This window comes from Pseudomonas sp. B21-040 (assembly GCF_024748695.1).
Lineage (GTDB): Bacteria > Pseudomonadota > Gammaproteobacteria > Pseudomonadales > Pseudomonadaceae > Aquipseudomonas.
In genome coordinates, this window is sequence record NZ_CP087176.1 from 3,289,381 (window position 1) to 3,303,092 (window position 13,712).

Sequence of the window (13,712 nt, forward strand, 5' to 3'; positions counted from 1 at the left end):
GTGCAGGAAAGGGCTGCGGGGAAGGGCCGGTATCTTACCCATATCCGGACTTAGCGGCGAGCCGTCAGGCCGCTTCGTTAGCAGGCGCTACAGCCACTAAAACTGTTGCTCAGCCAACAGCCCGCCGACAAACAGGATGTGGACTAACAGTAAAATCCCCCCGAATATCCCGACAAACCCGCGATTTCAGCCCTGGCACGCTTGCTGCTCTGTCCATGGGACATCCCTGAATCCCGAGGACACGCCAATGAGTCAGCAAGCCGTCAAATTTGCCTACTGGGTACCGAACGTCAGCGGCGGGCTGGTGGTCAGTAAAATCGAACAACGCACCCACTGGGGCATCGACTACAACCGCAAACTCGCGCAATTGGCCGAGTCAGCCGGGTTCGAATACGCGCTCACCCAGATTCGCTTTACTGCCGGTTACGGCGCCGAATACCAGCATGAGTCGGTCGCCTTCAGCCATGCGCTGCTCGCGGCCACCACCACATTGAAAGTGATCGCTGCAATCCTGCCAGGTCCCTGGCAACCGGCGCTGGCGGCCAAGCAGTTGGCCACAATCGATCAACTGACCCATGGGCGAGTCGCGGTGAACATCGTCAGCGGTTGGTTCAAAGGTGAGTTTCAAGCGATAGGCGAACACTGGCTGGAGCACGATGAGCGTTATCGCCGTTCCGAAGAGTTCATCCGCTCGCTCAAGGGCATCTGGAGCCAGGACAATTTCACCTTTCGCGGGGATTTCTACCGTTTCGACAACTACAGCCTCAAACCCAAGCCCTTGGGCCAACCGGAAATCTTCCAGGGCGGCAGTTCTCGCGCGGCGCGAGACATGGCTGCGCGGGTCTCGGACTGGTACTTCACCAACGGTAATACGCCGGAAGGCATCAAGGCCCAAGTAGACGATATCCGGGCCAAAGCCACCGCCAACCACCATTCGGTAAAAATCGGAGTCAATGCGTTTGTCATCGCCCGGGACACGGAAGAAGAAGCGCGAGCAGTGCTGGCGCAGATCATCGATCAGGCTGATCCAGACGCGGTGAACGCCTTTGGCGATGCGGCGAAACAAGCGGGCAGGGCATCGCCGGAAGGCGAGGGCAATTGGGCGAAGTCGACGTTCGAGGATCTGGTGCAGTACAACGATGGCTTCAAGACCAATCTGATCGGCACACCGCAGCAGATTGCCGAGCGGATTGTGGCATTGAAGGCGGTCGGGGTGGATCTTGTGCTGGCGGCGTTTCTACATTTTCAGGAAGAGGTGGAATATTTCGGCCAGCGCGTGTTGCCGTTGGTGCGCGAGCTAGAAGCCAAGGCCCAATCCAGGCCAGCCACCGCAGCCGCATAATTCCCCCTGTAGGAGCCGGGCTTGCCCGCGATGGCGGCATCACATTCAACACTTCAGTTGCTTGTGACATCGCCATCGCGGGCAAGCCCGGCTCCTACAGTTGGATTTAGGTGAACTTAAAGGCCGAGGTCCGACAACCCCGGGTGATCATCCGGCCGACGCCCCAGCGGCCAGTGGAATTTGCGGTCGCTTTCCTTTATCGGCAGGTCGTTGATGCAGGCGAACCGGTTAGCCATCAAACCGTTCTCATCGAACTCCCAGTTTTCGTTGCCGTAGGAACGGAACCAGTTGCCCGAGTCGTCGTGCCATTCATAGGCGTAACGGACGGCGATGCGGTTGCCGGTGAAGGCCCAGAGTTCCTTGATCAGGCGATAATCCAGTTCCTTGGCCCATTTGCGGGTCAGGAAACCCTTGGCTTCTTCACGGTTGTAGGCGAACTCGGCGCGGTTACGCCATTTGGTGTCCAGCGTATAGGCCAGCGACACCCGTTCCGGATCGCGTGAGTTCCAGCCGTCTTCGGCCAGGCGAACTTTTTCGATGGCTGATTCACGGGTAAAGGGCGGCAATGGCGGACGAACTTCTGCGTTAGACATTTAATGTCTCCCAGTAAAAGTAAAGTTAAACCAAGTTGTCAGGCTTATATAAAGTGGTTACAGGTCCAATAACTTTCGCGCCATGCATTGCGCATTATCGGCGGCACTGTGATCACCCATCACAAGCGCTACGGTAATGGCACCGTCGATCAGGATCAGCAGCTGTTTGGCCAGTGTTTCCGCGTCGGCAGCGCCATGTTCGGTACAGAGCTCGCGCACGTAGTCGAGCAGCTTCTGTTTATGTTCTTTGGCAACCAGGCGAACCGGGTCTTGCGGGTCGCCGGTTTCACCACTGGTGTTAATGAAAGCGCAGCCACGGAAGCCTTCCGAGGCGAACCAGGCCTTGAGCACGGTAAACAGGTTCAGCAACCGGTCTGCCGGGGTCTCGGCCATGCCGACTTCCGTCCGGTACCAGTGCATCCAGCGCACGTCGCGCCGTTGCAGGGCCGCAACGGTCAGCTCCTCCTTGTTGGTGAAGTAGCGGTAAATACTTTTTCTGGAGACGCCGGCGGTTTTCACCAGAAGATCCATGCCAGTGGCAGCGATACCACTTTTGTAGATCAACTTTTCGGTGACATCCAGAATGATGTCGCGTGTGTCGTTGCTGGTTATTTTGTTCATGTGCTGAACAGTAGAACGATCATTCTTCATGGTCAACAAAAAATTTTACGCCTGTTTAAAGATCGTTCCCACGCTCTGCGTGAGAATGCATCCGGTGACGCTCCGCGTCGCATTTAGAAGCGAACGCGGAGCCATTCCCACCCAGAGCGCGGGAGCGAACTGAGGCGGCATTACAGACCGTAACAAGACCCAAACTGATCCATGGTGTAAGCTCTGTGACTATTCGGAATTGACCCATTGCGAGCCCTATGCCGTCGCTTTTCAAACGCTCTCTGCTGCCCAAACTGCGCAGTTTTCCGCTGACCGCCGATGCCGTCACCATCCTGTCTGGCGCTGCCGGGTTTCGTCGCTGCCTGCTGGAGAAAATCGCCCAAGCGACCCGGCGCATCTATATCGTTGCGCTGTATCTGCAACAAGATGAAGCGGGCCAGGAAATCCTCGATGCCTTGCACGCCGCCAAACTGGCGCGTCCGGAACTGGACGTGGTCGTGGTGGTTGACTGGTTGCGCGCCCAACGCGGTTTGATTGGTGCCGGCAAGCAACCGGGCAACTCGGCCTGGTATCAGGAAGCGACGCGTACCCACGCAAGTGAAGTGCCGGTGTATGGCGTGCCGGTGCAGACGCGTGAGCTGTTCGGCGTGCTGCATTTGAAGGGCTTTGTGATCGATGACTGTGTGATTTATAGCGGTGCGAGCCTGAACAACGTGTACCTGCACAAGTTCGACAAATACCGCTTTGACCGTTATCACGTACTGGAAAACCAGGCGCTGGCCAATTCGATGCAACACCTTGTCCAGCACGGTTTCATCGCTTCCAAGGCCGTGCATCGCCTCGATTTGCCGAACCTGCCGACCACTCGCAGCCTGCGCCACGATATCGGTGACTTGCGCAGCCGCCTCAAGCATGCCGCGTACGACACCACGGCGGGCACCACGGAAAAAGGTGGTTTATCCGTCAGTCCGTTACTCGGTGTAGGCAAGAACAATCCATTGAATCGGGTGATTTGCGAGTTGATCGCCAGCGCCCAGCACCAACTGACCATCTGCACGCCGTACTTCAACCTGCCACTGGCGGTGACTCGGGAAATAAACCGGGCGCTGGGCCGGGGCGTGAAGATCGATATTGTGGTCGGTGACAAGACCGCCAACGACTTCTACATTCCGCCGAGTGAGCCGTTCAAGGTGATCGCCGCGTTGCCGTATCTCTACGAGATCAGCCTGCGACGCTTTGCCAAAAAGCATCAGCACAGTATCGACAGCGGCAAATTGAACTTGCATTTGTGGCGTGATGGCGACAACACCTATCACCTCAAAGGCATGTGGATCGACCAGCGCTACACCTTGCTGACCGGCAACAACCTCAACCCGCGGGCGTTCCGTCTTGACCTGGAAAACGCACTGCTGATCGATGACCCGAAAGGCGAATTGCTTGAGTCGCGCGCTGGCGAACTGGTGCAGATTTTCCAGAATACCCAGCGAATCGAGCGATACCAGGACCTTGAAACGCTGCTGGATTACCCGCCGGCGGTGGCCAAGTTTCTCACCCGCGTCAGTCGGGTGCGGATCGAGCGTCTGCTGTATCGCATTTTGTAAGCTCCAGTTCGCGGGGCTTTGGCCACAAAGCCACCAACAGCAGTAACGCCGCGGCCACCAGATAGGGCAGGCGGGGTTCGAGGTCGTAAATCAGAGTGGCCGCCAACGGCCCGATCACCACGCCGAACCCTTGTGCCGCGCCGATGGTGCCCGCCGTCGCGCCTTGCTCCGAGGCCTCGACCGCATTGGCGGCCAACGCGGCAAAAGACGGGAAGATCAAGCCCATCCCGCCCGCCGACACGAAAAAGCACAGCCACAACCCCCACGCCGTATTCGCGAGGATGCTGCCGGCAAATCCTGCTGATGCCACCAGCGCCCCGGCGCGGATCAACCGCAATGGCGGCCAATCGAGTCTGCGCACCACCAATTGCGCACAGATCAACGCGAAACCGACCATGGTCAGGGCGATGCCTGCTGTTTGCGCGGCGTCGGCCGGGCTCATGCCGAGGCGGTCGAGGGCGAAAAAACCGACGGTGATCTGCGCAATCGACACACACAGCATCGCGACAAACGCGACAGCCATGGGACGGCGCAGGCGTGGATCGTTCAGGTGTACCTTGCGCGGCGCCTGGCGCAGGTGCAGTTCTTGCCCTTTGAGCTTGAAGTGCAACACCAGAAAAGCCAGCAGCGGCAGGACGGCCATGGCGTAGAACGGCAGGCTCAAACTGAAGCGTGACAGCAATGCGGCGATGGCCGGGCCGATTACAAGGCCGCACGCATTGGCGGCACCCAAGGCGGCCATGGCTTTAGCGCGGTGTTGCGGTTCGATGTTGTCGGCGATCAGCGCGTTGCCACCCACCGGAATCGCCGCATAGAACACACCGATCAAACCGCGCCCGATCATCACGCCGATGAACCCCAGCAGCGCCGAGGGTAGAAATCGCAACGAAGCATCGATGAACAGGCACAAGGCCCAATAGGCGAGGGTGAAGCCAGCGGTGGCGATCAGCAATATTCGTCGTCGACCATAGCGGTCACTGGCCTGGCCCCAAGGGCGGGCGAGCAGCATCCAGATCACCCCGGACACCGTCACCGCCGCACCAGCCTGCCAGGTGGCCAGGCCCAGCACGCGGGCAATCGGGCCGATCAGCGAGACGAACGCCATCATCGACATGGAACAGGCCATGTTCGCGACCATCAATGGGCGCAGATCGAAGGCAGGGGTGGTCATGGGGGAGTCGTCCGTGAGCTTTTAGAGTGTGCGGGGATAGTAGCGCGGGTTATGTGCAAGGCAGGAGGAGTATCGGTGGCAGTGATAATGCCATCGCGGGCAAGTCGAATCGTCGCACCGCCGCTCCCACAGATCTTGTGAACACCGAAGATCCTCTGTGGGAGCGGGCTTGCCCGCGATGGGGCCCGCTCAGACGCTAGAAAACGATCAGTTCAAACCCAGTTTACCGCGCAACGTCGACAGGTCTTCAGCCAAGGTATTCACCGGCCCAACCAACGCTTTACGGTCATTCTCTTTCACCTGGTCGTAAGTTTCGAAACCGCCATCCTGGGTCTTGTACTTGGCCAGAATCATGTCCACGGTCGCGAAGTTCTTGTCGACTTTGGCGATGAATGCCGCGTCTTGCTTCTCGATCTGCGGACGGAACAGGTCGACGATTTTCTTCGCGCCGTCGACGTTGCCCTGGAAGTCATAGAGGTCGGTGTGGCTGTAGCGGTCTTCTTCACCGGAGATCTTGGTGGCCGCGACTTCTTCGAGCAGCGCCGCCGCGCCACCGACGACTTTCTCAGGCGGGAAGGTCAGGCCGGCCACGCGGGTTTGCAGGTCCTTGACGTCTTTGTTCAGGCCGTCGGCCAAATCGCCCAGGCCTTGGGTGCTTTTTTCCGAGAACAGCGAGTACTCGATGCGGTGGAAGCCAGTGAAGTCGTCGGCTTTCACGCCTTTTTCGTGGTCGTCTACGCGCGAATCGATGGACGCGTCCAGGTCACTGAACAGCTCGGCAATCGGCTCGATCGACTCGTAGTAAACGCGGGTCGGGGCGTAGAGCTTTTGCGCGGTGGCCAGATCACCTTTTTTCACCGCGTCGGTGAACTGTTGGGTGTGGCTGGCCAATTCGTCCAGTTGCTCTGTGACGTAAATCTTATAGTCCGAAACCGGCCCCACCAGGTCCATCGGCGCTGTGGTCGCGAACGCCGAAAGCGGAGTGTTGAGCAAGCCAAGGGTCAGCAGTAAAGCGAGTGGCAACTTTTTCATGGGCGGTTCCGTGTTGGGAGTTGTCAGGCGGTTGTTGTTGAGGATGTGGCATGAAGCAGCGAGCGACCGATGAAGTCCTGGTCGCTGGTGACACCTGGCAGGGTGAAGAAGTAGCCGCCGCCGACGGGTTTCAGGTATTCCTCCAGCGGCTCGCCGTTCAGACGGGTTTGCACGGTGATAAAGCCTTTTTCCAGATCGGCCTGGTAGCAGATGAACAACAAGCCCATGTCGAGCTGGCCGTTTTTGTTCACGCCATTGGAGTAGTTGAACGGCCGGCGCAGGATCAGATTGGCTTGGGTGGCGGCGGTGCGCGGGTTGGCCAGCCGGATGTGCGCGTCGAGTCTGGTCAGCTTGCCTTGCGGGTCCTTGGCGTAGTCCGGGACTTCGGTTTCATGGGCGCCACCCATGGGCGCACCGGTGCTTTTGACCCGTCCGAGGATGCTTTCCTGTTCTTGCAACGGCGTACGGTCCCAGCGCTCAACGAAATTGCGGATGATCCGCACCGCTTGATAGCTGCCATGGGTTGCCCAGCCTGGTTCATCGCTGCCGGGCCGGACCCAGACGGTGCGGTCCATGACGTTGGCATCGTTGGAGTCAGGGTTGGCCGAGCCGTCGCGAAAACCCAGGAAATTGCGCGCGCTCTGCGCCGGAACACCCGGTTTCGCCGGAGCTTGCGGCGGCACGCTGCCTTCCTGTTTCCAGCGCACCAGGAGCAAGTCCGGCAGGTTTTTAACGATGTCGCGCAGGGCGTGGATGTTGGTGTCGGTAGTGTTGGAGCAGAACTGCAGGCTCAGGTCGCCGTGGCAGCAGTCAGCCTCCAGTGCATCGTTGGGGAAACCGACCATGCGCGCCAGTCGCTTGGGTTTGACGCTGGCCAGACCGAAACGCTCGTCGAACAACGACTCGCCCACCGACACAGTGATGGTCAGGTTGTCCGGTGTGACCACCGGGCCAAGAATCCCGGAATCCACTGGCGGCAGTTTCGGATCGACCTGGGTTACCGGGCCGCCCTTCATCAAGAACGCGATGCGCTCGTTGAGGGTGCGAAACAGCCGTTCGAGGTCGGCTCGGTCAGTGGCCAGCACATCAAACGACACCAGCATGCCGGATGCCGGACGTGGGGTGACGATGCCAGCCTGGTGTTTGCCGTGGAATTCGTGGCGGTCTTCAGTCTTGTCGCTGCTCGGCGCTTCAGTGACCTGCGCGGGGCTGGCGGCCATGACCGGACAGCTCAACGCCACGCCGGCCGCGCCCATGCCCATCAATATCCGTCGACGCTGGAGGTTGAATTGCTCTGAGTCATTCATGGGTTCAAGTCTTCTGCTTACAGGCCGGAGAGGCCAAGCGCGGGATCGATGGCATCGAGGGCGTCGGCCAGTGCCTGAGCCTTTTCGGCGATTTTTTTGCGCTGTTCGGCGCTGACGCTGTCGTAGCGGGCGTAACCATCGTTGACCTTGAGGCCGTTAAGTTCGGTGTCGAAGGCGACGATGGCGCTGTCGAGCGTGGGCAGTAAATCGGCGGCGGATATGCTCAGCATCGGGCGCAGCAAGTCGACAACTTTGCGGGCGACGTCGAGGTTGGCGGCAAAACCGTTCAGGTCGGTGTGGCTGTAGCGTTCTTCTTCACCGCTGCTGGCACGTACATCAGCGAGGGTATTGAGGTTGCGCACCACAATGCTCACCAGTTGCTCCGGCGGCAGCGGTTCGGCCAGCAGTTGCTGCTTGAGCGTGGTGACGTCAGCGGTCAGACGTTGGGCAACCGGGGCCAAACCATCGAGGCTACGTTGCTGGAACAGCGCATATTCCAGGCGATGGAAGCCGACGAAGGCCGGGTCCTGCTCGCGTTTTTGGAAATAGTCGGCGCGGGCATTGATCGCGTTATCCAGCTCGGCCAAGCGCTGGGCGGCCGGGGCGATGCGTTGATACGCAGCGCGGGCCGGCGCATACAAGGATTGCGCCTGGCTTAGGTCGCCGACCTCGATGGCTTGCTCAAGCGCGGTAACGGCTTTGATCAACGCCGTGCCTTGCGTGCTCAGGTACACGCGAAACTCTGACAACGGACCAACGAACGCGACCATCGACGGTTTGGCTTTTGCGGCGGCCTCGGACGCCTCGGTCGGGGTCACGTGCAAGGTGCCGCGCGGGTTGCTGAGCAAACCGCAAGTGATGGTGTAGTCGCCGGGCAACAGGTTGGCGTTGATCACCTGGCTCAGGCCCGGCGCGATGTTTTCGCGCTCTTCGAGCACCAGCACACCGTCGAGGATTTCCCATTCAACGGCCCGGTCGGAACGATTGACGATGCGAAAACGGGTGCGGCCGGCCGGGACCGTCAGCGCATTGGGCTCGCAGCTGTGCGGGTGAATGTTGACCACCACGTCGTCATGGTTGGCCTGGCGCTTGGCGGCGGCCATTTTCGAGGCGTAATAGAACAGGCCACCGGCGGCGATCATCACGATCACCGAACCGGCCACTGCCCAACGCAAGGCCCGGGACGGGCCGGCTGTGGGAATAGGCTTTGACATGAAGGCCCTTACTGACTGGAAACGGAAGAAGGCTGTTTGGCGGGCGTGGGGGCCGGGACGAAAAACATCACCAACGCCACTACCAGATAAATCAGGTAGGCACCGAGGGTGCTGACCGTTGGGGCGTCCTGATAGCCGAACATGCCCGCCAGCACCGAGCCCAACGGGCCGTCCATCGGCAGCGTTGCGCTGAAGTCGAACAGCACGGTTTGCAGGTGATTCCATAGCCCGGCTTCATGCAGCGCCTGCACCGAATTGGAGAGAATGCCGGCGGCCACGAACAGGATGAACAACCCGGTCCAGCGGAAAAATGCACCAAGGTTCAGGCGCATGCTGCCGCTGTAGATGAGGAAACCGACGGCGATGGCCAGGATCAGGCCGAGCAGGGCGCCAATGGGCGCGGCCGGGCCCTCGCTCTGTTGGAACACCGCCAGCAGGAAGAACACCGTCTCCAGGCCTTCCCGGGCCACGGCGAAAAACACCATGGCGATCAGGGCGATGACCTGGTGTCTGGAGCCGGCCAGCGCGTGATCGAGGGACGCCTGCAGCGAATGTTTGATCGAGCGCGCCACTTTGCGCATCCAGAACACCATCGAACTGAGAATGCCGACGGCCAGCAGACCGATCACGCCTTCAAACAGCTCTTGTTGTTTCTGCGGGAATTCGGCGCTGACCAGCTCCAGACCACCCCCCACCAGCAGGGCCAACGCCGCAGCGAGGAACACACCGATCCACACCGCGGGCATCCACTGACCCCGGCCGGTTTGCTTGAGGTAGCTGGCGATGATGCCAACGATCAACGCGGCTTCGATGCCTTCGCGCAGCATGATCAGGAAAGGGACGAGCATTCAGCACCGGGACACAATTAGTTAGGGTGCTAATTTGTAACATAATGACATTCATTCCCATATGCCAATAATTGACATTTACCTGAACCTAAGCTGAACAGCCCTGAACATCACTGTGGGAGCGGGCTTGCCCGCGATGACGCCGTCACCTTCGATACATATGTCGGCATATCCACCGCTTTCGCGGGCAAGCCCGCTCCCACAGGATCTCCTTTGCTCAAGCGTGCTGCGGTAAGATGCCCGCACTCAAAAAACAACAGGGCTCACCGCGCTCAATGTCGGAAAAAGACACCATCTCCATTCAACTGGTGCGCGAAGCGCTGTTGCAAAGCTGCGCCCCGGGCCAGGCCACCGATGAGGTGTTGAACAAGGTCGGCATCGATCCGGCATGGTTGCAAACCCCTGACGCGCGAGTTCCGGCGACGGCCTATGCGCGACTCTGGCGCCTGCTGGCGCGACGCGGTGACGATGAGTTTTTTGGCATGGACCCGCGCAAGCTCAAATCCGGCAGTCTTGAGTTTCTGTGTCGTTGCTCGATGGTCCAGCCGAGCCTGGCCGCTGGGCTGACCTCGGGCCTGGGTTTTCTGTCGCTGATGCTTGAAAACATGCCCGCGCAGCTGGTTCGCCAGCAAAGCCTGGCCGAAATCGTGCTGGCGGAAGACGATCAGGATCCGCGTCGTGCCTTCACTTATTTCACCTACTGGATGATCGTTCACGGCGTTGCCTGTTGGCTCGCGGGGCGGCGGATTCCAATCCTGGCCATCGAATTGCGCTGCCCGGCGCCGGATTTTTGCGGCGACTATCAGGTGATGTTCTCCGAAAACCTGCGCTTCGACCGGCCGCGCACGCGGATGATTTTCTCGGCTGAGTGCCTGGACTTGCCGATCAAGCGCAGCCCGGAAGAACTCAAGCGTTTCCTGGCGCACGCGCCGGCCAATATTCTGGTCAAGTACCGTGATCCTGAGAGCCTGGCGAGCCGCATCAAACAGAATTTGCGGCACTTGCCCGCAGAACATTGGCCGGAAACCGAACCGTTGGCGCAGCAACTGCACATGTCCGCCTCGACCTTGCGCCGACGTCTGGCGGAAGAAGGGCAGACCTACCAAGGGCTCAAGGACAGCGTGCGCAAGGAACTGGCGATCGTTTGGCTGGCAGAGCCGAACATCAGCTTCGCCGAGATTGCGGCCCGGCTGGGGTTTGCCGATACGAGTTCGTTCTACAAGGCGTTTCGCAAGTGGTCGGGGTCCAATCCGGGGCATTACCGGAGTTTGATCCTTAACGAGGCGCACTGATCCGGTCCCCATATTGGATCGACTGACGCCATCGCGGGCAAGCCACGCTCCCACAGGGGAGTGCATTGCAAATGTGGGAGCGTGGCTTGCCCGCGAAAGCGTGCGCCCAGGCGGCACACCTCTTGAATTTTGGCCAAACCAGTCACGCAATCTGAAGGCTTTGACCATTGCCCCGTTCTACGCACGGAGCGAGTATTTCTCTGGTTTATACGGTTCCCCCAACCTAATAAAAATACCGAGGGATTCTGGCAATGCGCGATTACTTGTTTGCCACATCACAGTTCAATTATCAGCACACCGTCGATGCCGCACTCAGTGGTTCCTTGCAAGCGCTCAACGCCTGCGTCGAGTGTTGCGACCGGCACGCCTTGCCGGGGCGCATTGCGCTGTTCTGGGAAGGGCGCGATGGCGCCAGCGCTTCGTACACCTTCACTGACTTGCAGGACAAAGCGGCACGGTTTGCCAATTTCCTGCTGGCCCAAGGGTGAAAAAGGGCGACAAGGTCGCCGGCCTCCTGCCACGTAATATCGAACTATTGATCACCGTCTTCGCCACCTGGCGCATCGGCGCGGTGTATCAGCCACTGTTTACCGCTTTCGGCCCCAAAGCCATTGAACACCGTCTCGGCAGCTCGGGTGCCAAAGTGGTGGTGACCGACGCGGTCAATCGCTCGAAACTCGCGGAAGTCGCCGACTGCCCGACCATCGTCACGGTCGGTGGCCCTAAAGGCACGGGCATCGTGCAGGGCGATTTCAGTTTCTGGGCCGAACTGGCCAATTTTTCCGCAGACTGCGAACCGGTGCTGCTGACCGGCGAAGACCCGTTCCTGCTGATGTTCACCTCGGGCACCACCGGTCCCTCGAAAGCGCTGTCGGTGCCGCTCAAGGCCATCGTCGCGTTCCAGAGCTACACCCGCGACGCCGTGGATTTGCGCCCTGAAGACGCGTTCTGGAACGTCGCCGACCCGGGTTGGGCCTATGGCATCTATTTCGGGGTCACCGGGCCGATGGCGATGGGGCATCCGATCACCTTCTACGATGGCCCGTTTACCCTCGAAAGCACCTGCCGGGTGATCAACAAGTACGGCATCACCAACCTCACCGGATCACCGACCGCGTACCGTCTGCTGATCGCGGGCGGCGACGAGTTTGCCAAGTCGATCAAGGGCAAGCTGCGCATCGTCAGCAGCGCCGGAGAGCCGCTGAACCCGGAAGTCATCCGTTGGTTCGCCGATAACCTTGGCGTGGTGATTCACGACCATTACGGCCAGACCGAACTGGGTATGGTCCTGTGCAACCACCACGCACTGGAACATCCCGTGCACGTCGGCGCCGCCGGTTTTGCTTCACCCGGCCACCGCATCGTGGTGCTGGACGAAGCGTACAAAGAGCTGGGTGTGGGTCAGCCGGGCATTTTGGCCATCGACCGCAGCCAGTCGCCGATGTGCTGGTTCAACGGTTACGAAGGCGCGCCGACCAAAGCGTTCGTCGGCGACTATTACCTGAGCGGCGATACCGTGGAATGGAACCCTGACGGCAGCATCAGTTTCGTCGGTCGCAGCGATGACGTGATCACCACGTCCGGCTACCGCGTCGGCCCGTTCGACGTGGAAAGCGCGTTGATCGAACACCCGGCTGTGGTCGAGGCCGCCGTGGTCGGCAAACCCGATCCGGAGCGTACCGAGCTGGTCAAAGCCTTCGTGGTGATTTGCTCGCAATACCGCGCCACGCCGGAGCTGGCCGAAGAACTGCGCCAACACGTGCGCAAGCGTCTGGCGGCGCATTCTTACCCCCGTGAAATCGAATTTGTCAGCGAGTTGCCGAAAACCCCAAGCGGCAAATTGCAGCGCTTTATCTTGCGCAACCAGGAAATCGCCAAGGCTCAAGAGGCCGCCGCGAAGAACGTTTCAGCTTGAATCCAAGGAAACAATGATGCAGATCGAAAACAAGGTTTTTCTCGTCACCGGCGGTGCTTCCGGCCTGGGTGCGGCAACAGCTGAAATGCTGGTCGCGGCTGGCGCCAAAGTGATGCTGGTGGACATGAATGCCGAGGCTGTAGCGGCTCAGGCTCAACGTCTTGGTGCGCAAAGTGTGGTGGCCGACATCAGCAACGAAGCCGCCGCCGAAGCCGCAGTGCAGGCGACGGTCAAAGCCTTTGGCGGTCTCAACGGCCTGGTCAATTGCGCTGGCATCGTGCGCGGCGAGAAGATCCTTGGCAAGAACGGCCCGCATGGGCTCGCCAGTTTCAGCCAAGTGATCAACGTCAACCTGATCGGCAGCTTCAACATGCTGCGCCTGGCATCTGCCGCTATCGCCGAAACCGAGGCGGATGCCGATGGCGAGCGCGGTGTGATCATCAATACCGCGTCGGCAGCGGCGTATGACGGCCAGATTGGCCAGGCCGCTTATGCCGCGTCCAAGGGCGCCATTGTCAGCCTGACTCTGCCAGCCGCCCGTGAACTGGCGCGCTTTGGTATCCGCGTGATGACCATCGCCCCAGGCATTTTCGAAACACCGATGATGGCCGGCATGACCCAGGAAGTCCGCGATTCGCTGGCCGCTGGCGTGCCATTCCCGCCGCGTCTGGGCAAGCCTGGCGAGTACGCCGCGCTGGTCCGGCATATCATTGAAAACAGCATGCTCAACGGCGAGGTGATCCGTCTCGACGGCGCCTTGCGCATGGCCGCCAAGTAAGGAGATT

General features: G+C 60.0%; 11 protein-coding genes and 1 pseudogene. 5 read left to right on the forward strand and 7 right to left on the reverse strand.

Annotated features, from left to right (window positions below):
- Positions 1-247: 247 nt before the first annotated feature.
- Positions 248-1,342, forward strand: a complete 1,095-nt coding sequence (sfnG, locus tag LOY55_RS15240) for a dimethylsulfone monooxygenase SfnG (protein ID WP_109784790.1) — start codon at positions 248-250, stop codon at positions 1,340-1,342.
- A 116-nt stretch (positions 1,343-1,458) separates the two neighbouring features.
- On the opposite strand, the gene LOY55_RS15245 is transcribed toward sfnG, so the two are convergent.
- A complete protein-coding gene (locus tag LOY55_RS15245; protein WP_096511704.1) occupies positions 1,459-1,935 on the reverse strand; it encodes a nuclear transport factor 2 family protein in 477 nt (158 codons plus the stop codon).
- A 57-nt stretch (positions 1,936-1,992) separates the two neighbouring features.
- A complete protein-coding gene (locus LOY55_RS15250; protein WP_109784791.1) occupies positions 1,993-2,556 on the reverse strand; it encodes a TetR/AcrR family transcriptional regulator in 564 nt (187 codons plus the stop codon).
- 248 nt (positions 2,557-2,804) lie between these two features.
- Here LOY55_RS15250 and pssA point away from each other — a divergent pair, with 248 nt between their 5' ends.
- Complete coding sequence (gene pssA, locus LOY55_RS15255; RefSeq protein WP_046027337.1) at positions 2,805-4,148, forward strand: CDP-diacylglycerol--serine O-phosphatidyltransferase; 1,344 nt, start codon at positions 2,805-2,807, stop codon at positions 4,146-4,148.
- Here pssA and LOY55_RS15260 read toward each other — a convergent pair.
- The 5 genes from LOY55_RS15260 to efeU all read right to left on the reverse strand — a co-directional run bounded on the left by LOY55_RS15260 (position 4,105) and on the right by efeU (position 9,720).
- On the reverse strand, positions 4,105-5,319 hold the full coding sequence (locus tag LOY55_RS15260) for an MFS transporter (protein ID WP_109784792.1): 1,215 nt from the start codon (positions 5,317-5,319) through the stop codon (positions 4,105-4,107). The genes pssA and LOY55_RS15260 overlap by 44 nt on opposite strands.
- Before the next feature lie 207 nt (positions 5,320-5,526).
- Positions 5,527-6,351 carry an iron uptake system protein EfeO gene (gene efeO, locus LOY55_RS15265; protein ID WP_109784793.1) on the reverse strand — a complete coding sequence of 275 codons (825 nt, stop codon included), beginning with the start codon at positions 6,349-6,351 and terminating at the stop codon, positions 5,527-5,529.
- A gap of 23 nt (positions 6,352-6,374) precedes the next feature.
- Positions 6,375-7,658 (reverse strand): iron uptake transporter deferrochelatase/peroxidase subunit, encoded by a 1,284-nt coding sequence (efeB, locus tag LOY55_RS15270; protein ID WP_109784794.1) that lies wholly within the window; start codon positions 7,656-7,658, stop codon positions 6,375-6,377.
- 17 nt (positions 7,659-7,675) lie between these two features.
- Positions 7,676-8,872, reverse strand: coding sequence for an iron uptake system protein EfeO (efeO, locus tag LOY55_RS15275; protein ID WP_109784795.1), 1,197 nt, complete (start codon positions 8,870-8,872; stop codon positions 7,676-7,678).
- Positions 8,873-8,880: 8 nt separating this feature from the next.
- A complete protein-coding gene (efeU, locus tag LOY55_RS15280; protein ID WP_077430197.1) occupies positions 8,881-9,720 on the reverse strand; it encodes an iron uptake transporter permease EfeU in 840 nt (279 codons plus the stop codon).
- Positions 9,721-9,995: 275 nt separating this feature from the next.
- Here efeU and LOY55_RS15285 point away from each other — a divergent pair, with 275 nt between their 5' ends.
- The 3 genes and pseudogenes from LOY55_RS15285 (at position 9,996) to LOY55_RS15295 (ending at position 13,705) form a co-directional block, all read left to right on the forward strand.
- Positions 9,996-11,012 carry an AraC family transcriptional regulator gene (locus LOY55_RS15285; RefSeq protein ID WP_109784967.1) on the forward strand — a complete coding sequence of 339 codons (1,017 nt, stop codon included), beginning with the start codon at positions 9,996-9,998 and terminating at the stop codon, positions 11,010-11,012.
- 251 nt (positions 11,013-11,263) lie between these two features.
- Positions 11,264-12,927: pseudogene (locus tag LOY55_RS15290) on the forward strand (AMP-binding protein).
- 16 nt (positions 12,928-12,943) lie between these two features.
- The gene (locus tag LOY55_RS15295) at positions 12,944-13,705 is read left to right on the forward strand and encodes an SDR family NAD(P)-dependent oxidoreductase (RefSeq protein ID WP_109784797.1); all 762 of its coding nucleotides are present in this window, start codon (positions 12,944-12,946) and stop codon (positions 13,703-13,705) included.
- Positions 13,706-13,712: the final 7 nt, after the last annotated feature.